This window comes from Peribacillus huizhouensis, from assembly GCF_014138605.1.
Lineage (GTDB): Bacteria > Bacillota > Bacilli > Bacillales > DSM-1321 > Peribacillus > Peribacillus huizhouensis.
In genome coordinates, this window is sequence record NZ_JACJHX010000008.1 from 45,605 (window position 1) to 66,136 (window position 20,532).

Below are 20,532 nucleotides of genomic sequence, written 5' to 3' on the forward strand. Positions count from 1 at the left end.
TTTTAAAGATTACCAAATTACGTGATATTGTATGTATTCAAATAGATTTAAATAATATATCATTTAGATATAAACAATCTTGGATTAGAATATACGAGGAGGTAAATTCATGGAACTGCGTCAGTTAATCTATTTTATAGAAGTCGCTGAACGGGAGCATGTAACAGCTGCTGCAGACCATCTTCATGTGGCACAATCCGCAATAAGTTTACAAATTTCTAAACTTGAAGCTGAACTTGGTGTGAGTTTATTTGAACGAGTTGGAAGAAACGTTAAACTTACCCAAATAGGAAAAATTTTCTTAATCCACGCGAAAACAGCCATCAAGGCTGTCGATTATGCAAAAGAGAAGGTTGACGAGTACTTAGATCCAGAAAACGGGACGATAAAAATTGGGTATCCAACAAGCTTGGCGAATCATACACTACCAACGGTTATTTCTGCTTTTAAAGCAAAATATCAGAACGTTTCCTATCACCTCCGACAAGGATCCTATGCATCTTTAATCGACTCTGTTAAAAACGGAGATATCGGACTAGCATTGCTTGGTCCTGTTCCTACAAATGAACCGGAGATTAAAGCAGATATTTTATTTTCGGAAAGTTTTTCTGCATTAGTACCTGAGAACCACCCTTTGGCAGAGAAAAAGAGCTTATCCCTTAGCGATTTACGAAACGATGACTTCGTATTATTTCCAAAAGGATATGTTCTTCAAAAAATAGCAGTAGATGCTTGTTTACAAGCAGGTTTTGCACCAAACATCATTGCGGAGGGGGAAGATATGGATGCGATAAAAGGTCTCGTTTCAGCTGGTATAGGTCTGAGCATCTTACCAGATGGTACTCTTTATGACACTACACCTCGCTTCACAGTAAAAATACCGATTGATACACCACAAGTACAAAGAACCGTAGGAATTATCTCTTCTAAAAATAGAAGCTTGGCACCAACTGAGCAAGTTTTTTATCAATTTGTTAAAGAATTCTTTTCATTGTTGGAGCATTATCGTTAAGTTTGTTTATAAATCTATAAATGCGCAATCTCACAGCCAAAGATATCAACCTCTTTTAAAACGACAAAAGCAAAGGGATTCCCTCTGCTTTTTCCGTCGTGGAAACGTATTATATATAATCTTTTAATCTACTCATTTAATGATATTGAAGCCAAGGGACCCAACCTTTGTTGATCTCTTTTACTATAAATAGCTCTCCTACAGAAGCACTTTGATCTGGTAGCAATCCCGGAAATCTAAACCTGACAAACCAAGAATGATTCGCTACGTCATCCCCGCAAAAATTAATCGCCATTTTATAATAAGTTTGCTCAAACCCGGTCAAAACTGGCATAGGTTTCAATACTTCAACACTCCATTCTTTATATTCAGAACTTGTCCCATAAACATCAGGAATAATAGCAACCAAAGAACGGATTAGTTCACTTTTTTCATTTTCGGTGGTTTTTATTAGACTTTTTACCTTTGGACATTCTGAATCAAGTATAGCTCCCCTTTACTGGAGATGAGAGTAACAGGATTACTAACAATGAAATTTGAAAAGTTTTTTTCATTTTTCACCTCATGTTTAGTATGCACAAATCAAGCAGGTACACGTTCCAATTCCCATCCAATCGTTTCCTTTTATCAGAAAAATCTTTTCTCACCTAAAAAAGTAGTTAATAACCGAAAGAAGGATAGGTAAACTGATATTCTCATACGAATATTCCAAAGCATGTCTCATATCTTTATACAAAGACCTATTGGGAGTGAGTCAACATGAAATCTTTTTACAAAGGAACCATCATATTGATTGTTGCAGCGTTCTTTGGAGAATGTATTGAGTTTTTTGTCAATATGATCCTCGCTAGAGAACTTCGTGAAGAAGGAATGGGTCTTTATATGTCCATACTGCCAATCATTTTCTTAGTTTATATTATTTCCGGCTTCGAATTACAGGTTTCTATATCGAAATTTGTTGCTGAAAATAAATCAAAACTTCATTATAATTTACTGCAACATGCACTTAAATTAGCAGGATATGCAATCCTGATCACACTTTTGTTAACATTTATCGTTGTATTATTTTCGAATGTTTTGGATAATTTTCATCCATATGTAAAGTGGCTATTAATCGGGTTAATCCCAATTGCAGCTATTTCAACGATTGCAAGAGGGTATTTCATGGGCGTTCAAGAAATGGGGAAAATCGCCTTTTCAAACTTTTTGAAAAAAGGATCTCAATTTCTACTGCTCTTGCTTATCTTTCATTTTCTACAATTTGACCAAGAAAAATCACTACTAAGCGCGTTGACTATATTAATTGCCAGTGAATTCATTGTATTTCTCTATTTGATTAGCTTATTTATCATTCAAATGCAAACAATGAGAAAAGTTTCAAATACGTTGATTTCAGGTAAACATGCACGTTACAAACTGCTTGCAGTATCAGTACCAACCGTAGGACTTCGCATTTTTCACGCCATTACCAATGCCATCCAGCCCTTTTTAATCCACTCAGCTTTACTATCAGCTGGGTTCGGCGCGGTTATGGCGACTGAACATTTTGGAATGTTGATGGGAGTAGCCATGACAATTGGCTTTTTCCCCGCTTTTATTGCTCATTCATTGATGATTATGCTCATTCCAAATGTATCGGATGCCTATGCCAAACAAGATTATCAAAAATTAAGAAATTTATTGCAAAAATCCATGTCCTTAACACTACTTTATGGATTACCTGCTGTCTTTATTATGTATGTATTTTCAGAACCTCTAACTGCACTCTTTTTTTCGTCAACTACAGCAGCGGTCTACCTTAAACTTTTATGGCCTTATTTCTTATTCCACTTCTTCATTATCCCGATGCAGGCTTATTTAATCGGTTTAGGATTAGTGAAAGACGCATTCATCCATACTGTATGGTCCCACATCATCTCATTTATGCTTATGTATCTATTAGGATCTCAATCCTCTTTAAATATGATTGGTGTTATTTTGGGCATGAACACAGGTGCTGTTTTATTAACCGCGATGCATTATGTAACGATTTGCAAAAAAGTTGGGATTTCAATTTGGTTAACGAAGCCTAGACAAAATGTCATTTAACAATTTAGCTCACTATTAAATATGGATCTACAAATTCAAATCCAATAGTGAATACCTTTAAAAAGATTGAAAAGTGTAATGAAATATTTTTGAAACGAATCAATATCGGTAATGCCAAATAATAAAATACGTTTCACTTGGTTAAAACCATAGAATGTCCTAACCATATACTAAGACAACAAAAAAGCTATCAAAAGGATATCTTTTGATAGCTTTTTTCATATTCTATATCTTATGTGGAATGTGTAATATCAACATTTTTCTTTTTCTCTCTTTTTTCCTGTGCCAATATTTTATTGAAGTCTTTAGTTTCTGATACAACAACTCCCGCTAGTGCGACAAGAGCAATCAAGTTCGGTATCGCCATTAATCCATTAAATACATCAGCAATGGTCCACACTAAGCCAAGGCTCATACCAGCACCTACAAATACAGATAAAGTGTAAAAAGTTCTGTACCACATAATCGATTTTATTCCAAATAAGTATTCAAAACACTTTTCTCCATAATAAGCCCATCCTAATACAGTGGAGTAAGCAAAAAAGATAATGCCAATCGTAACAATCCACCCGCCAATTCCTGGAAGCATCAGATCAAAAGTTTTGGTAGTTAAAGCAGCGCCAGATAATTTGCTTTCTGTAAATAATCCACCCATTACTAACGTGATGCCAGTTATTGAACACACGATGATCGTATCAAGAAAAGTTCCAGTCATCGAAATAAGAGCCTGCCGCCCTGGATGATCGGTCTTAGCTGCGGCTGCGGCAATTGGAGCAGATCCCATACCCGCTTCATTTGAGAAAACTCCTCGTGCTACACCATATCGGATAACTGCACCAATGGCGCCTCCTGCTACCGCTTCCCCTGTAAACGCATCTTTAATAATCAAAGCTAAAGCTGCAGGAACTTCCGTTATATTAAATAAAATGATAACTAGTCCACCTACAACATAAAAAATGGCCATAATCGGTACAAAGTATGCTGTAACTTTACCAATATTTTTAATACCACCCAATATAACAAGGGCAGTTGCAATCGTTAAAATTACACCCGTAATCCAAGGGTTTAGACCAAAGCTAGACTCAACTGCAGCAGCAACAGAATTGGATTGAACTGTACTACCTATTCCAAAAGCAGCGATGGCACCAAAAAGAGCAAATAGAATAGCCAACCATTTCCATCCTAATCCTCTTTCAATATAATACATGGGTCCACCAGCCATTTCACCACGTTTTCCAATCGTTCGATATTTAACTGCAAGAATCGCTTCAGCGTACTTAGTTGCCATCCCAACAAGTGCTGTAACCCACATCCAGAACACAGCACCTGGACCACCTAAAACAACGGCAGTAGCTACACCCGCAATATTACCTGTACCTATTGTAGCAGCCAAAGCTGTCATTAATGATTGAAAATGAGAGATATCACCTTCTGAAGAATGATCTTGGTTCTTAGAAAAAGCAAGTTTTAATGCATATGGTAGTTTACTAAACTGGAGGAAAGATATTCGAAGCGTTAAATAAACCCCAGTTCCTACTAATAAAATTAGTAGTGGAGGTCCCCAAATTATGTCACTTAATTTAGTCATAAACTCAGTCATAGTTTCACGTTCCTTTCTCTTTAAAATAATAACGAGCTGGGTACAGAGTATTTCCTGTTAATTTTCATTTTTATACTGAAAAAACACATTAAATAAAGAAGTGATAGCTGTTACTTGTGATTTATTTCAGCATTTTCAGTGCTGCTTAAGTGAGATGCAACATGACTCCAAGACTTTAAATTAGATAATTTCATACGCTTGATAACCAATGATAATAATTCCTCAGGTGCCAATAAAATTATTTGACAAAACAATAAATCAAACGATAAATTAGAGTGATAATTTATAATGTTCTGAATTTTAACGCGAAAAAAATATAAGATTATGATAATTACCGTATCTTTCTTGTTTACTGTTAAAAATGATAGATTTGAAAATTCTAGTCCAAATAATAAAATAAATAAGTGAGGTCCTTTCAATAAATATAATGAAATTTGTTAGATAATCAATAAAGCTCCTCCTTCAATTACACTCTATTTGTACTATTATATTCCACGAAAACTATTTGTACAATATCAAAAATAAGGTTTTATTACACTTTATCAACTTGTCATTTTATTGTTTAATGGTTTTAGAAGCAAAAGCTAGATGAAAAAATAAAGCCTAATCCTGTTATAGATTTAATCTAGTCATCACCATTTATATTCATAACAAATATTGTAGTAGTATAACAGAAAATGATAAATATAGATTATCAGGATATTAAGAAGAAAAAGGTTGTCCCAAAAGAGTCTAACTTGAACTCTACATACCGTTAATTTCGTATAATGGGGCAGCCTAATAAAGTGAACTTCAAACAGTGGGGGGTTCTTCATCCCCCCACCTAAGCTTCTTCGATTCTGCTAAGTCTCCAGATGGGAGTCTTACTTCCCGTTAATGTGGGATGAAATGAGTTTTACTCTATTAAATGAGAAAAATCGTTAATCACTATGCTCATTAAACCGTTTTACGTACCTCTATCCATTATGTATAAGAGCCTTATTCACATACTAAAATCTGTCTTGAAAATAATCCTTTTTTCGCTATACATCGATCAATAATCTCTAATCCAGTATCTTCAATCATCTGGTCGATTGTTTCTATCGAAATCACAACTACTTTTCTAGCAATACGTCGTGCATGCTTTAGGATAGATAGTTGATTCTCAAGTGTAGTATGTGTATACAAATTATATGGCAAATCGATAATGGCTACATCATAATACTCTGATATCTCGGAAATTGGACCACATGATACATCTCCTTCAAAACCGAAATAGCGAAGGTTTTCGTTTATTCCTTCTATAATCTGTGGATTAATATCACGGCCAACAATATCAATTCCCATCGAAAGTGCTTCTACCAACACTGTTCCAATACCACAACACGGATCAATTGCTTGAACTCCATCAGGATTCGGTATAGCAATATTAGTTATAGCTCTTGCTACTCGTGTACTAAGTGCAGTCGAATATTCATGAGGTTTTTTTTGATGATGGAACCAAATCGACTCACTCTTTCGATAGTTTCCAAAATACCATCGCCCAGCCATAGTAACTATGCCGTACTCATAATCTGGTTGATAGAAATCGAACTCTCCATTGATTCGCAAACCTAATTCGCGTTCTATACTACGACGTTCTTTATATTCAATTTTCTCCGATTTATCAAGGTCATTAATTTTCACAAAATTAACTTTGAATGTTGATTCATACAATTCTATAGATTGAACCTGATCTAGGATTTCCGATAAGTCATTCCCTTCGAAGAGGACTTCAATCCTTTCTTTGATAAAAGGACTTCGGCTCGGATTGACTTTAACATCCGTTTTTAAAATATTCATTTTCGTCTCAATACCAAATAAAGAGCGCATTTCCATCTGACATAGTGCGCGTTCATCCATCCGACATGCATAAGTATATATAAAAGCTGGCATTCGCTTATGTTTATTCAATCTGTTCCCACCCTTTATTGATAAAATCCTTCTTCTCTTAACCTTATCCTTTAAAGAATGGAAAAGCAAAATAAAGTGAAACTTTAATCAGTGGGGGTTTTCTTCATCCCCCACTGATTGTTAGTCCCGTTCTACTGTCGCTAAGATCTTCGCTTTCGCTTCGATCAATCGACAGTATGAACCCGAATCAATGAATCACAGACTAAGTTCGCCGCGTCCTGCGGCAACGTCTGTGTGACCCACATCCTGTGGGCCTCAACTAAACCTCTGCTCACGCATCGGTAAGTTTCACTGTATCTCACCAATCAGGCTATTTCCGGCAGCAGTCCCCCACCTATGCTTCTCCGATTCCTCTTAGCCTTGAGAGGTGGGGGTCTTACTTGCCCCCTTCATGTATAAAAACTCTGTTAATTCTTATCCAATCGCGTTAAAACCATTCTCTCCCAAACCTTCCATGGAAGTATGCTCTTTAGTAATATTCCTATTTTAACGCCTCGGCCAATCTTAGTACGGAGCTTCATTTCTTTGCTTATCGCTAGCTTAGCAACCTTTTTTGCAACATCCTTTGGATCTCCATACGAGGTTTCATTTTGCTTTAGATAGTTTTCCATTTTTACGAGATATTCATGATATGGGGAATTTTTATGTAAAGATTTTTCTGTTATATGTTTTCCGTTAGTCCAAATATTGGTTTTATATGATCCTGGTTCAATGAGGGAAACATCTATTCCAAAAGGTTTTAACTCAAGACGAAGGCATTCACTAAAGCCTTCAATTGCGAACTTCGAAGATACATAGGGAGATAGTCCTGGGAAACCCATTTTACCACTTATGCTACTAATTATTATAATTTTACCGTTCTCTTGTTCTCTCATATAAGGAAGTACCGTTTGAGTTATAGCAATTACGCCCAAAACATTTGTTTCAAACTGTTGTCTATATTCATCAATTGGAATGTCTTCTACAAATCCGGCACCGGCATATCCAGCATTATTCACTAATACATCTACTCTCCCATGCATTTCAATATTGATTTTGAATCGCTGTATAGAGTCTTCAGACGTAACATCCAGTTCATAGATTTCTATCCGATCAGCGATTCCTGCCATCTCTGCTCTCTCTATTAATTCCGTCTTTTTACCCTTATTTCTCATCGTAGCCATTACTTGAAATCCTTGCTTGGCAAGCTCCAATGAAGTTAATAATCCAAACCCACTTGCTGAACCCGTTACAATTGCAATTTTCTTTCCCATAGACTCGCACCCTTTCGAATGTACCGATTTAGTCCGTATTACTAATATCAAAGCTTTACATCTATGTATAATTACCACATTAATAACAGTACTTTTTCCATTCCTTCAACTTATTTCACTAGGGAACCATTTTATGTATCCCTGTTGAACAGGAAGAAAAAACCGCTGATGGATGTTTCACTTTACCTATGATAAAGTAAACTATAATTGACATCTACTATTAAAGTGCAATCGGAGGATTCTTTTTATTATGAAAGCCAGATACGAACTTACTAATATGAACATAACTTTAAGCAACGTGACTTTACGTGATTCAGTCGATAGTTACGTTCTTTTTAAAGCTGCAGATGAAAACAATAATGAAGTTACCATTAAACTTTCACACCAACAAGCAGATTTTCTTGAAGCTGAATTCACAAATCTGAATCGCCGAAGAAAAGGAAACGATGCGGAACCGATTTTAAATGATGAACCATTTGAAGATGAATCATATAATTTATTTAATGGTGAGTTTTTTATTGATCAAAAATAAACTCATTTTTTTGTTTATCTTTTTTCTCATAGGATAAAGAACATCCAAGTAATAAATACTAATCAAAATAGTATAGATCAAATTATTGGAGGCATTCTATGAGAAAAACATTTGTAATGAGAGCTTTATTGTTGATGACTATCTTTTTCCTAATGAATTTCTTCACATTATCTACAGTAAAAACCTATGCCGATGCTCCAGTTAAAGTGATAACATACAAATATAAAGATTTGGATTTTTTAACTTTCCCCCAGTTATCAAAGTTAAATAATAAAACAGCACAAAACAAAATCAATGCTATTTTCAATAAACATATTCAGAATTCTTATTATAACTTTCAGAAATTAAAAAAGTCCATGGAAAAAATCCAAGGCGAGCCCCTTTGCAAAGAAGCTCCCTCTGCGTGTCAATATGAGTATAATTCGAGTTATAAAGTTTTGTTTAATAAAGATCACAAAATCAGCATATTGATGTATGATTATCAATTTTCCGGTGGAGCCCATGGTAATACAATAGTCACGGCTTATAATTTCAATACAGAAAATGGAAAACAATATAAACTTGATGACATTATTATAAAAGATAATAGTTATGCGAAGATTTCAAATTACGTCAAAGAATATATCAAAAAGCATCCTGATGTATTTTTTACCGACAGTGAGACATTAAATGCCTTAAAAGTGACCAAAGATCACGCATTTTATTTTGTAGATGATGGAATCGCACTGCTATTTCAATCGTATGAAATAGCACCTTATTCTTCTGGACAACCAGTGATTATCATTCCTAGTACTATTTATCATTGATGCGAAATTCCCATCTCCCATCAGTGGTTTTTTTCATCCCCACTGATGGTACAACTGGGAATATTGTTACAAAAGATTCATTTTCCAAAAATCCAGCGCTTTTCTTTTAATCTTCTTAGAATTTTTCTTACAGATTCATTTTGCTGATGAATTTTTCTATCCGATGGAGATGTTGTAGGTGCAGGGATGTTTACTCTCTCGGGTTTTTTATTCATTTTATTAGTTCTCACTCCGCCATACATGTTTTTTTTAGTATATGTAAAAAGATAAAAACGATGAAAAAATAAGGATATCCCATAAGAGTCTGACCATGTACTCATTACACAGTTTTTGATGGTACTTTCACTGCATGTAATAAGAGTGGGATCTTGACACTTCTTTAGGGACATCCTCTATTCACTTACCATATTTCTCGTAATCGTTTTAATCTAGGTGCTTTAGCCTTATAATTCAGCATAATGCGTTCATTTTGTTCCATAACCTTTTTTGTATGTGGGCTTAAACTTACATCTGGAATTTTCACCTTTGGCTTTCTTACAACAACGATGTCATTTTTATTGGCTTTGCTATAAATACTCATTGATCCTTCACCGCCTTTTACCTTTGTTTTATGACCATATCGAACATCATAATCAATAAAGCAATCAGTAAACAATCCACTTCTGATACAAAATTTCGAGATTTTATTTTTATAATAAAAGGATCTGTTAATAGACTTACAGGATGAAGTGCCATCTTTTCATTGTCATTATAGTACGTATCTTCTCTTTCCAATGTAGCACGGATGGCGCTTTCATTCAAGTGAGGATATCCATTTAACGCCAATTGCTTCTCCTCTTCTGTTCTAAAAGGGAGGATCTGGACATTCATTCCGTCTTTCTCAACATAAGCTTGAAGAAGGATTCCTAAATATGCTAAATATTCCGAATTAGTTTGATAATATTCTGGTATCCCCTCTTTCTTTAAAAGTTGAAACATATTCTTTAATTTCTCCCGATTATCCGTAATTATTTGATCACTCTCAGCGACAGCCTTTGATGCAAAAGATAATTCGTGATCACCGATTTTTGTAAAGTACATACTAAGGAACACAAACATATCAATCAATACAAATACGAGGGCAATAATTAAATAATAATTCCAATTAACAAAAATACTTTTAGGATACATACTCCAATAAATGATCGCACCTAAAACGAATAAAAGATACCATGTTTTCCTGATTACTTCTATTTTATACCTAATTTGCTCCTGATATTTCCAAGATAAAATGACATAGCCGACCAAAGCGGCAAATATCGACCATACAAAAATTTTGAAAAACAATAACATCAAAATCCCCCTTTACTCCCCTTATACTTATCATAAGGAATTTATATGCAAAGGGAAAGACAGCTTTACTCACAAGTTCAAATTGATAAAAGAAAAGCCAACATTATTGTGATACATTCTATGAAAAATCAGCAATAATTTAAACAAAAAGGATATCCCCAACAATAAGAATCAACCTCGCATCACAGTATTAATCAAGCGTAAGTAATCACTATGAACTGTGTATAGAGAATGTAGTTAAACCCTTTTGGGACATCCTTAAATAGTTCGGATATCTTTAGACTACTTTATTCATACTTAAAGGATGGAAACCCCATTTAAGGTCTAATCGCATTTTTTCAATATAAGCAAGACGTTCATTTTCAGTCAAATACCAAACTTTTACCTAACTCATTAAAATCCCCCCTTATTATAGGTGTAACAGAAAATATTCAAGAACAATATATTAGTTATAGGGCAAGGTGTTAGTCATATATGGAAATCCACCAGTGAGCCTTGCTCTGTTAATGACTTTTTCTTTCACAATGTGCAAATCTAATTTACCCGAGTGGTACTGTGCTACATCAACTTTTTTCAGGAGTGGTTTTTCGCCACACTTCTCATATGCCGGTTTGCTCAATTGTTCTATCGGGCAGACCAGGTTCTTTTTCAGTTACACTATTAATTAATGAAACTAGCTACGCCCCGACTATAATTTCAATAAATGTAGTTGTATCTTCATTTGATTCAACTGCTTTTGGAACTGGTACATCTAAAATTTTGGCACCAGAATTTATTTCAGATACTCTAAAAATATTTTTTAAAGGTACTGACCTACATTGATTGAATGCCCAGCTAATTTAGCCCATCCATTTTTAGTAGCTAGACAGAATTCTTCAGCTTCTTTACCCACTTCTATTTCGAATTAATTCCCCCATTCCCTGTTTATTCGAACTGCGCATTACTGTTTTTAAGGTCCTTTTTATCCAATGGTAGAAAATGTGTCATAAAAATAGGGTTTGTCCAATCTTTTTTTCTCAAAACTCATAATATATTATTGCTATTTCATATAAAAAAGCGAAAGGGGGAAAGTTTTATGGCTAAAGAGATTCGCTATATGGGACATATGACAAATAAAAGTCAAAAACATTGTAATGAATGTCACAAAAAAGATCATGAAAATAAATGTAATGGATGCATTTGTGATCAATTAAGAAAGTTACAAACACAGACAGAAGTAGACGTATTCTTATCAGGTGGTCAAATGTTAGAAGACGTAGTATTTATTACCTTAAATCAGAAAGATTGTTGTGCTTTCTTTACGGATCCTACAACAGAACCAGGATCAACTCTTATTGTAGATTGCCAACAAATACAAGCCATTCGTATCGAAGCAGACTGATATGAAATTACAAATATTAGCTGACATAAATAATTAATTATCACTTTATCAACGAGACCGAATATCAATTTAGTCTCGTTATTTTTAATTTTTCCATTTCCTTAATTTAAGGTGTCACAATTTGTGTCTACTGTCTAGTCGAACTACAACATTAATCTTCATCATCAGATTCAACTAAAATCTTTGCTGCTCCACACTCAGCGCCACATCCTCCACAAATTGTGTTTCCGTCATATTTAGTAGGAAAACCCATATCGCAATATCGGCACTCAATATGTTGAGCCATTTTCTTCACTCCTTCTCTGTTTATTCGAACTGTTCAGCAAAATTAAATGTTTTATGTTAATATCAGCTTAGATAATATTGGTAATTGTATCTTGAATAGGAGTGTATGATATGAAAAAAGTTACTTGAAGTATTTAATAGCTATTTCTTTACTTTTCGGAATAATAATTGTTACCTCTGGCATTCAGATAGTTATTTCTCCTTTAGTATTTGTTAGACTAATAAATTTAATAGTAGTTATAAATCTTTCTATAATTGTTGGAGCCTTTATAAGAGAAATATTCATTCTTAAAAAAAATAATAATTCTGAGAAATATTCATTCTTAATAGGTTTAATATGACCGTCTTGTATTTATCGGACTGTTCATTATTTTTCCACCTTTCCACTTCCATTTATTGTTATTCTAAAAACAGGAGGTGTTTTAGTGATCAAAAAATATTCCTTCGTTGCTTTTTGTTTTATATCCTTACTTATTATTTTTACTGGTTGCCAAACAAATGACTCAAATCTAGAAGAATCCCCTGCTCAAAACCGTCCCAACTCGGAAAATGGTATAACAATCAAAACTGAAAAAGAGGAATATCTAACTTCCGTTAAGACGATTACACTTGAAATTCAAAATGACAATAATGAAGAACAAATGACGGGTGTTCACTTTTTTCTTGAAAAAAAATAGAAGGTACATGGCGTAAAGTGCCCATGAAAGCAGAATCCTTCACAGAGGAAGGTCTTATTCTACCTCCGAATAAACTGTCATCTCTAGATCTTAAGGTAAATGACCTAAAGTATAAGCTTTCTCCAGGTGAATATCGGACTACTATTGGCAAACTTGGTTCTTCATTTAAAGTTGTAGAATGAGAGAGAACTGCTGCAAGTTCTTTCTCTTTTAAATCAATTATTATCAGAACTATTTACTGCACAGTATGTGTCAACCGTATATTCGGACTAGGAACTATTCTTCTTCATCTTCATCAAGAATTTTGGCAGTCTCCCTTTCAGCACCACAACCAGCACATGCAACATCTCCGTCTACTGATACAAGGAGAAATCCAGTGTCATAATACATACATTCCCAATGCACCACTCTCACCTTCCATCTGTATTTACCTTTGTTTTTTTGATAAAGTCTAATAAAACCTAATATATGGTCATATTATTAATAGGAGGTATAGCTTTGGAGGATTTCTTTGTATATATTTGTATAATATTCGTGGCATCCATTTTACAAACAAGTACAGGTTTTGGATTTTCGATTATTGCCACACCTTTCTTATTAATGCTATTTAAACCTCAAGAAGCCATCCAAATAAATATTATCCTTTCATTAATTATCTCTGGTGCTTTAATAATGAAACTCAAAAAGGATATTGATATACATTTATTAAAAAAATTAGTTTTAGGAAGCATTATTGGTCTTCCATTTGGTGGGTTAGTTTATTTATCTATTGATATTAGTACTTTTAAAATTATCATAAGTATCATTTTATTAATATTAACTTTAATGCTATTTTTCAATATTAGATTTAAATCAACTACAACGAGAGATTATTTTATAGGTGGTATATCTGGTCTTTTAACAATAAGTATCGGTATGCCTGGGCCACCATTATTAATATATTTTGCTGGAACAAATACTGTAAAAGAAAAAACAAGAGCCACAACATTAGCATTTTATTTATTTATATATTTCATTAGTCTTGTTTCTCAGATTTTTTTAACTGGAACAGATATGAGTATTTGGCGTTCAAGTTTGTATGCCATTCCTGCTGTATTTATCGGATTAATAATAGGACAAGTTCTATTTAAACATCTTAATCAAAAAATATTTGGGATCTTTACATATATCCTTTTAGGGTGTACTGGGATTTTCTTATTAATAGATAGTATCTTATCCCGTTGACTTAACTGGATAAAGGAGTCCTAAATCAGTATTATATCTCATTTGCTCTATGATTTAAGACCTTCATATAGAAGGTCTTTTTCTGTTTACTTAAATCAAAGCTTATTCGGATTGTAAATTACAGTATGAATACCCAAACTTCTATGACACTGTCAATTAGCATAAGTAAAATCATTCTCTCTTCATCGTTTAATATATTTGTTTACCAATGAAATCCACTCTCCTGAGTTGTGTCTTATGTTAACTATTGAAATTGTAAAATTAGTGTAAATAAATTATTAATTTTTCGTAAAATAGAGGTCTAACGCATTCCAATCCACTTCAATTTATTGCATAATTTTCAAGAATACTTAATTTTTAGGAGAAAATCTATTATGTTAAAACACTTAAAACGCACAGTATTATACAAAAATATTAATATATTAAAAAATCAAATGATAAAATCTGGTATGGAAAATGGAATCTCTAGTCCCGAAACTATTAAATATAGTCAAGAACTAGACAAGATGATTTATCAGTATCAACGTATGGTTAAATCAACTTATTAGCATTACTTTTCAAAAGGGCAATTCTTATGGTAATCTTTCCTGCAACTCATCAAACAACCGCCTTTCCTTTATATCTAAAGGGAAATCCATCATGAAAAATAAATCTTCTTCTTCAAGTGGTAATTCATAGAGATCAACGCGGTTGAAATCAACCCACTTCTTTTCACTGAATTCATCAATCGGATTCTATGTAAACCGAATATAATACTGCTTTTTTGCTAGTGAAACATTTTCAATATACCCAGAGAATTCGAGCCGTCTGTTTAGGAAAACCCCGCCACCTTCATAAAGGGTGCTATCTTTGATTTCCAAATCGATCGCTCCCTTCATCAAATTGCTGCATGCATGGAAATTAATAAAAGAAAACCAATTGCTTCTGCAATGAAACCTAAAGTTACGAGTAACTAACACTGAAGTGGATGACGAAAAAGTAGTAGAAATACTTTTACCAACAAGCAGCCGAAAGTTTATGTGAACTATTCAAATTTAAATAATCATAATTTGTTGAGAATCTGTTGACGAATTTAGTCAATAAGAATCCAAATGGGGCAGATTTAAACAATAAGCAAAAGGACAAAACCTTTGATACATAAGGTTTCGTCCTTTCTTCTCATTTCTGTTCCTACATACTCGCCCATCTTTAAAGGTCGAATAAAGTAGTACTTTTCATCTTCTGTTTATTGAAGCAAGCACATTTGTTATTACTGCACATTTACACTTCCACTCTTTGCTTGACCTTCCTTTCCTCTAACTTCCTGTGATTGCTTTTTTTTGATAAAAAAAGAAATTATAACTCCTATAAACGAGAGAATCGAGATGACGATAAAAGCTATATTGGCCCCATACATATCTGGATTGGAGATTTCCGGACGTTGTTGAGCTTTTTCTGCTGTCGTAGTCATTATAGTAACAAGAATAGCAGTACCGACCGACGCTGCAATCATCTTCATTGTATTGTCCATGGCCGCACCGTGAGCAATTAATCGTTTTGGCAACCGGTTTAAACCTGCCGTTGCTACGGGCATCATGACCATTGATAAACCAAACATTCGAATCCCGTACATAACCGTAATGTACGTAAAAGAAGTAGAGGGACTTAAATTCGATAAGGCAAACGAAGATGCAGTAATAATCGTTAATCCCGTAAGTGCAAGCCATTTTGCACCGATTTTATCAAAGATTCTACCTGTAATCGGGGACATCAAACCGGTGATTAGCGCCCCAGGTAAAAGTGCAAGTCCAGCTTCAAATGCTGTAAAATCTCTCATATTTTGCATAAATAGTGGGATGATTGTCTCAGATCCAATTAACCCCATAAAGGTAATCATCCCAATGAGCACAGTTAATGGAAAAACAGAATTCTTAAATACACGGAACTCAAGCATTGGATGTTCCAATCGCAATTGCCTTGTTATAAACAGTATAAGCGTAAGCGCTCCTAACCCGAGTGAGACGAGCGTACTGGTAGCTAGCCAACCATTATTTCCTGCACATGTAAATCCATAAAGCAATCCGCCGAATCCGAAAGAAGAAAAAATAATCGACAGGACATCCACTTTCGGTTTAGTTACCTCTGTCACATTTTTCATTGCAAAAAAGGCAACTACTATATCTATTAGGGCAATTGGTAGAATAATGAAAAACAATAGCCTCCAAGAATAATGTGAGGTCACCCATCCAGACAAAGCTGGACCAATCGCTGGAGCAAACGACATAACAAGTCCTACTAATCCCATCGCCGCTCCTCGCTTATTAACTGGAAAAATCATTAAAAATACCGTTTGCATAAGCGGAAGCATAATACCGGCTCCACTTGATTGAATCACTCTTCCAAGTAACAGCATTTCAAAATTAGGCGCTACACCCGCAACTAATGTTCCGAAAGCGAAAATACTCATCGCTGATATAAAGAGCTGCCTCGTTGAAAAACGCTCCAATAAAAAGGCACTGATAGGGATCATAATCCCATTCACTAACATAAATACAGTCGTTAACCATTGCGCACTATTCGCCGTAACATTCATTTCTTTCATAATCGGCGGTATGGCTGTAATCATCAGTGTTTGATTCAATATTGCAATAAACGCTCCTGCAAGCAGAAGCGCTACTATCGTAGACTGCTTATAATTTGGTGTTTCCATTCTTCCAATTCCTCATTCCTGATCAATTTCTTATGCTAGTAAGTAAGTTTAATAATAATTGCTGCAAAACATACTTTTACAGAGTACACGATTTTACTTTATTTATCTATTGATTCGATTTAAATGTTTCTCAAATCTTTATGGTCTTAGACATTTTTCGTTTGTTTTTAAGGTCTCATAAAGTTAGGTTTGTATAACAAATTATATTATTCTTAAAATTTATGGAATGGCTATACTTATTCTAATTTTAACCGAACAATCAAAGTACATATATTTCCAAAACAATACAAATCGTATTCATCATGTAAATACTTACGTACCAAGCACAGTGCTCCCACCTAATTAAAACATATTACCAAATATCACAGGATTATCATATTAGTGAAATATTACTCTATTTTTTTGGAAACTTGCTCCCTTTTCTTGCAAGACTAGGATATTTAGTATAAGCTAGGAAACATACTTATTTAGAAACATTCCTAAGGAGGCTAAGTATGTCTGAAATTCAAGATTTTGAAGTAGAAACAGTATTTGAGAATCGGGTGCATCAGCGTCACGCATTCTCCTTTAAGATTCATGGAGATGAGTTTAAAGGTCATTTTCATAATGACGATATTCAATGGCTTCATCCCCATCCAAAACAAATGATTGGTGAAGAGAAATTAGAAATTATTGAAAATAAGATATATGAATTAATGAGTCAATACGGCATTTCAAGTGGAATTAAAGACTTTGAAATAATACAAGCATTCGAAGACCGGCTCCACGAACGCCAGCAATTCACTTTACAAGTGCAAGGTGAGGAATATAAAGGATTTGTACACGAAGGGGAAATACAATGGTTCCATCCGCAACCTATGCAAAAACTTGAAGATGATCATGTGCAGGCAATTGAATTAGAAATACATGAAAAAGTGGCAAAACAAGCAAAAGATAGTAAATAATAATTAGAGAGTAGAACGGCAGCATATCGCTGCCGTTTTCTATTTTATAAAAAATATCAACAATAACTATTAGCATGTTCCGCTATATAATTCGTTCATCAATTACAACTATATGTAATCTAATCGATTGTTACATATACGACATAACTGTGAAAGACTAGATAGAAAGACAAAAGATAATGTGAAGCTTCAAACAGCGAGGGGTTCTTCTTCCCCTTGATACATTTCAGTCAAATCTAGTCGATTGTTAAATTGCAATTTTTTCAGATTAAAGGCATGACCTATTGTTCTTTCGTTAAGACGGTTTTGGAAATGTCTTTATCTAGGTCTTCAAAGTCATGATAAGCAATCGTTTCATATAACTCGCTACGAGTTTGCATATTTTGTAAAGCGCCTTTCTGTGTGCCTTCCTGCTTAATTTGTTCAAATACTCGCTCATATGCTTTGGCTGCAACCCGAAGTGAAGTAACAGGATAAATTACCAACTGATAACCCATTTCCTGAAATTCTTCGGCTGTATAATAAGGGGTCTTACCAAACTCTGTCATATTCGCCAGTAAAGGAATATTAATTTGCTTAGAAAACTGACGAAACTCCTCTTCAGATTGGAGTGCTTCAGGAAATATAGCATCCGCCCCTGCTTCAATATAAGCATTTACTCTTTCGATTGCTAACTCTATTCCCTCTACGGCCCTTGCATCAGTACGAGCAACAATATACATGGTAGGTGCAACCTGTTTAATCACTTTAATTTTTTGCGCCATTTCTTCTTTCGTTACAAGTTTCTTCCCATTTAGGTGACCACATTTTTTTGGAAGATCTTGATCTTCTATTTGAACAGCTGCTACTCCTGCTTCTTGCATTTCTCTAACAGTACGTGCCACATTCAGTACACCACCAAAACCTGTATCGATATCAACAAGTATTGGCAAATCAGTAGCACGAACTATATCTCTTGCTCGTTCTGCGACTTCATCTGATGTTACAATGCCTAAATCAGGTAAACCACGGCTTGCTGTGTATGCTGCCCCAGATAAATAAAGAGCTTTGAAACCTGTTTTTTTAGCTACTAGTCCCGCCATCGCATCATGAGTACCTGGAATTTGTAAAATTTCTGGTGCTGCTATTAATTTTCGAAAACGATTTGCTAAATCCGCTTGTGGTGATGGTTGATTTACGATCCAAGACATTTGCTTTTCCCCCTTAGATTATTAAGTGAAACATCAATAAGTGGGGGTTTTCTTCATTCCCCACTTATTGTTATTCCCGATCTACTGAAACTGCCCGTTAATGCGTGATAAATAAATCTACAAATTCATTTACTTTTAAGTTTGTTAAAATCTTGGGATCTAAGCAAGCCTTTTGGATTTGATTTTGTTGCTTAGATGAATAGTGCGTACTAATGTTACTTGTAAATTTCTTGATAATATCCGGAAACGCTTCTTCTCTTCGAAAACGGTGCCCAAGCGGATATTCACATTCCACAATATCTGAAACTGATCCGTCCTTATAAATTATTTGAATGGCATTCGCGATTGAGCGCTTGTTCGGATCAAGATAATCGACCGTATATTGTTTGTTTTCTAAAACCACCATTTTATCTCGCAATTGATCAATTCTAACATCACCTGCGGCTTCATCTTCATAATGGTCAGCTGTAATGTCACCATAAATCAACCCAATTGCCGTAATATATTGAATACAGTGATCACGATCAGCAGGATTGTTCAACGGTCCTTTTTTATCAATTATTCGAATAGCTGATTCATGAGTTGTTATTTTTACTTGATCTATTTCATCAAGGCGGTTTTTTACTTCAGCATGCAATTTTACTGCACATTCTGCAGCTGTTTGCGCATGAAATTCAGCGGGGAAAGATACTTTAAATAACACATTTTCCATTACATATGAATCTAGTGGACGGGCAAGTTTCAATTCTTGATTATTGAATAATACATCTTGGAAGCCCCAGCCTGGTGCAGAAAGAGCTGTTGGATACCCCATTTCTCCTTTAACTGCCATCATAGCTAGGTGTACAGCTCGACTTGTAGCATCACCAGCTGCCCATGATTTTCGTGATCCCGTATTGGGAGTGTGACGATATGTACGCAAGCTAGAATTATCAATCCATGCGTTAGATAATGCAGCAATAATTTCTTCTCTAGTTCCACCTAGTGCTTTTGTAACGACCGCAGTTGTCGCTATTTTTACAAATAAAACGTGGTCTAGTCCAACCCGATTTAAACTATTTTCTAATGCTAATACTCCTTGAATCTCATGTGCTTTAATCATCATTTCAAGAACATCTTTCACAGTTAATGCTTCTCTTCCTTCAGCAATATTCACACGACTTAAGTAATCAGTTATTGCTAAAATACCTCCCAAGTTATCAGATGGATGTCCCCATTCTGCAGCTAACCATGTATCGTTATAGTCTAACCAACGAATCATGCAGCCAATATTAAACGCACCTTTAACTGGGTCTAGCACATATGAAGTACCTGGAATACGAGTACCATTTGGAACAATTGTACCAGGAACTACTGGTCCTAATAATTTCGTGCATTCTGGATATCGAAGTGCTAAAATACCACAGCCAATTGTATCAAGTAGAACATAACGAGCCGTTTCATATGCCTCTGTGCTAGTAATCTCTTTGTTTAATACGTAATCTGCAATGTCTGCTAATAACACATCTGTTTGCGTTCGATCAATTCCGTTTATTTTCAGCATTTTTTCATTCCCTTTCTATTATAATTCGTTTATTATTTGGATGG

Annotated in this window: 22 protein-coding genes; 10 read left to right on the top strand and 12 right to left on the bottom strand. The window is 34.6% G+C overall.

The window, feature by feature from the left end; genetic code table 11:
- The first annotated feature begins 109 nt into the window (after positions 1-109).
- Positions 110-1,012: a glutamate biosynthesis transcriptional regulator GltC gene (gltC, locus tag HNP81_RS13305; RefSeq protein ID WP_028390825.1), complete on the top strand. Its 903-nt coding sequence runs from the start codon at positions 110-112 to the stop codon at positions 1,010-1,012.
- A gap of 136 nt (positions 1,013-1,148) precedes the next feature.
- Here the strand turns inward: gltC and HNP81_RS13310 are convergent, their stop codons facing one another.
- Positions 1,149-1,355, bottom strand: a complete 207-nt coding sequence (locus tag HNP81_RS13310; protein WP_246399346.1) for a hypothetical protein — start codon at positions 1,353-1,355, stop codon at positions 1,149-1,151.
- Positions 1,356-1,771: 416 nt separating this feature from the next.
- Between HNP81_RS13310 and HNP81_RS13315 the strand changes: the two genes are divergently transcribed.
- Positions 1,772-3,100, top strand: a complete 1,329-nt coding sequence (locus HNP81_RS13315; RefSeq protein WP_182502933.1) for an oligosaccharide flippase family protein — start codon at positions 1,772-1,774, stop codon at positions 3,098-3,100.
- 232 nt (positions 3,101-3,332) lie between these two features.
- Here the strand turns inward: HNP81_RS13315 and HNP81_RS13320 are convergent, their stop codons facing one another.
- From HNP81_RS13320 to HNP81_RS13330, 3 genes are all read right to left on the bottom strand, one after another.
- A complete protein-coding gene (locus HNP81_RS13320) occupies positions 3,333-4,700 on the bottom strand; it encodes an alanine/glycine:cation symporter family protein (protein ID WP_034300858.1) in 1,368 nt (455 codons plus the stop codon).
- A 978-nt stretch (positions 4,701-5,678) separates the two neighbouring features.
- The gene (locus HNP81_RS13325) at positions 5,679-6,632 is read right to left on the bottom strand and encodes a TRM11 family SAM-dependent methyltransferase (RefSeq protein ID WP_182502934.1); all 954 of its coding nucleotides are present in this window, start codon (positions 6,630-6,632) and stop codon (positions 5,679-5,681) included.
- A 407-nt stretch (positions 6,633-7,039) separates the two neighbouring features.
- Positions 7,040-7,885 (bottom strand): SDR family oxidoreductase, encoded by an 846-nt coding sequence (locus tag HNP81_RS13330; RefSeq protein WP_182502935.1) that lies wholly within the window; start codon positions 7,883-7,885, stop codon positions 7,040-7,042.
- A gap of 250 nt (positions 7,886-8,135) precedes the next feature.
- Here HNP81_RS13330 and HNP81_RS13335 point away from each other — a divergent pair, with 250 nt between their 5' ends.
- Together HNP81_RS13335 and HNP81_RS13340 are read left to right on the top strand one after the other, a co-directional pair.
- Entirely contained in the window at positions 8,136-8,417 is a 282-nt protein-coding gene (locus HNP81_RS13335; RefSeq protein ID WP_182502936.1) for a hypothetical protein, read from the top strand.
- Between the two features lie 98 nt (positions 8,418-8,515).
- Entirely contained in the window at positions 8,516-9,223 is a 708-nt protein-coding gene (locus HNP81_RS13340) for a DUF3298 and DUF4163 domain-containing protein (RefSeq protein WP_182502937.1), read from the top strand.
- A gap of 400 nt (positions 9,224-9,623) precedes the next feature.
- On the opposite strand, the gene HNP81_RS13345 is transcribed toward HNP81_RS13340, so the two are convergent.
- Together HNP81_RS13345 and HNP81_RS13350 are read right to left on the bottom strand one after the other, a co-directional pair.
- Positions 9,624-9,803, bottom strand: a complete 180-nt coding sequence (locus tag HNP81_RS13345; protein WP_028390818.1) for a hypothetical protein — start codon at positions 9,801-9,803, stop codon at positions 9,624-9,626.
- Positions 9,804-9,820: 17 nt separating this feature from the next.
- Complete coding sequence (locus HNP81_RS13350) at positions 9,821-10,555, bottom strand: type II toxin-antitoxin system SpoIISA family toxin (RefSeq protein WP_028390817.1); 735 nt, start codon at positions 10,553-10,555, stop codon at positions 9,821-9,823.
- Positions 10,556-11,660: 1,105 nt separating this feature from the next.
- On the opposite strand from HNP81_RS13350, the gene HNP81_RS13355 reads away from it, so the two are divergent.
- Positions 11,661-11,936 carry a hydrolase gene (locus HNP81_RS13355; protein WP_220478585.1) on the top strand — a complete coding sequence of 92 codons (276 nt, stop codon included), beginning with the start codon at positions 11,661-11,663 and terminating at the stop codon, positions 11,934-11,936.
- 151 nt (positions 11,937-12,087) lie between these two features.
- On the opposite strand, the gene HNP81_RS24290 is transcribed toward HNP81_RS13355, so the two are convergent.
- On the bottom strand, positions 12,088-12,222 hold the full coding sequence (locus HNP81_RS24290) for a hypothetical protein (protein ID WP_281384500.1): 135 nt from the start codon (positions 12,220-12,222) through the stop codon (positions 12,088-12,090).
- A gap of 424 nt (positions 12,223-12,646) precedes the next feature.
- Here HNP81_RS24290 and HNP81_RS13360 point away from each other — a divergent pair, with 424 nt between their 5' ends.
- A complete protein-coding gene (locus HNP81_RS13360; RefSeq protein WP_182502938.1) occupies positions 12,647-12,898 on the top strand; it encodes a hypothetical protein in 252 nt (83 codons plus the stop codon).
- Between the two features lie 23 nt (positions 12,899-12,921).
- Positions 12,922-13,080 carry a hypothetical protein gene (locus HNP81_RS24655; protein WP_376766749.1) on the top strand — a complete coding sequence of 53 codons (159 nt, stop codon included), beginning with the start codon at positions 12,922-12,924 and terminating at the stop codon, positions 13,078-13,080.
- Positions 13,081-13,174: 94 nt separating this feature from the next.
- Here HNP81_RS24655 and HNP81_RS24295 read toward each other — a convergent pair whose 3' ends face one another.
- Complete coding sequence (locus tag HNP81_RS24295; protein ID WP_281384501.1) at positions 13,175-13,303, bottom strand: hypothetical protein; 129 nt, start codon at positions 13,301-13,303, stop codon at positions 13,175-13,177.
- A 93-nt stretch (positions 13,304-13,396) separates the two neighbouring features.
- On the opposite strand from HNP81_RS24295, the gene HNP81_RS13365 reads away from it, so the two are divergent.
- Both HNP81_RS13365 and HNP81_RS24300 read left to right on the top strand, forming a co-directional pair.
- The gene (locus tag HNP81_RS13365) at positions 13,397-14,122 is read left to right on the top strand and encodes a sulfite exporter TauE/SafE family protein (RefSeq protein WP_182502939.1); all 726 of its coding nucleotides are present in this window, start codon (positions 13,397-13,399) and stop codon (positions 14,120-14,122) included.
- 374 nt (positions 14,123-14,496) lie between these two features.
- On the top strand, positions 14,497-14,670 hold the full coding sequence (locus HNP81_RS24300) for an aspartyl-phosphate phosphatase Spo0E family protein (protein WP_084552244.1): 174 nt from the start codon (positions 14,497-14,499) through the stop codon (positions 14,668-14,670).
- A 186-nt stretch (positions 14,671-14,856) separates the two neighbouring features.
- Here the strand turns inward: HNP81_RS24300 and HNP81_RS24305 are convergent, their stop codons facing one another.
- Both HNP81_RS24305 and HNP81_RS13375 read right to left on the bottom strand, forming a co-directional pair.
- Positions 14,857-14,982, bottom strand: coding sequence for a hypothetical protein (locus HNP81_RS24305; RefSeq protein ID WP_281384502.1), 126 nt, complete (start codon positions 14,980-14,982; stop codon positions 14,857-14,859).
- A gap of 389 nt (positions 14,983-15,371) precedes the next feature.
- The gene (locus HNP81_RS13375; protein ID WP_051404864.1) at positions 15,372-16,811 is read right to left on the bottom strand and encodes a DHA2 family efflux MFS transporter permease subunit; all 1,440 of its coding nucleotides are present in this window, start codon (positions 16,809-16,811) and stop codon (positions 15,372-15,374) included.
- Between the two features lie 494 nt (positions 16,812-17,305).
- Here HNP81_RS13375 and HNP81_RS13380 point away from each other — a divergent pair, with 494 nt between their 5' ends.
- Positions 17,306-17,755: a hypothetical protein gene (locus HNP81_RS13380; RefSeq protein ID WP_182502940.1), complete on the top strand. Its 450-nt coding sequence runs from the start codon at positions 17,306-17,308 to the stop codon at positions 17,753-17,755.
- A gap of 281 nt (positions 17,756-18,036) precedes the next feature.
- On the opposite strand, the gene prpB is transcribed toward HNP81_RS13380, so the two are convergent.
- Together prpB and prpD are read right to left on the bottom strand one after the other, a co-directional pair.
- On the bottom strand, positions 18,037-18,945 hold the full coding sequence (prpB, locus tag HNP81_RS13385; RefSeq protein WP_182502941.1) for a methylisocitrate lyase: 909 nt from the start codon (positions 18,943-18,945) through the stop codon (positions 18,037-18,039).
- Between the two features lie 97 nt (positions 18,946-19,042).
- Entirely contained in the window at positions 19,043-20,488 is a 1,446-nt protein-coding gene (gene prpD, locus HNP81_RS13390) for a 2-methylcitrate dehydratase (protein ID WP_182502942.1), read from the bottom strand.
- Positions 20,489-20,532: the final 44 nt, after the last annotated feature.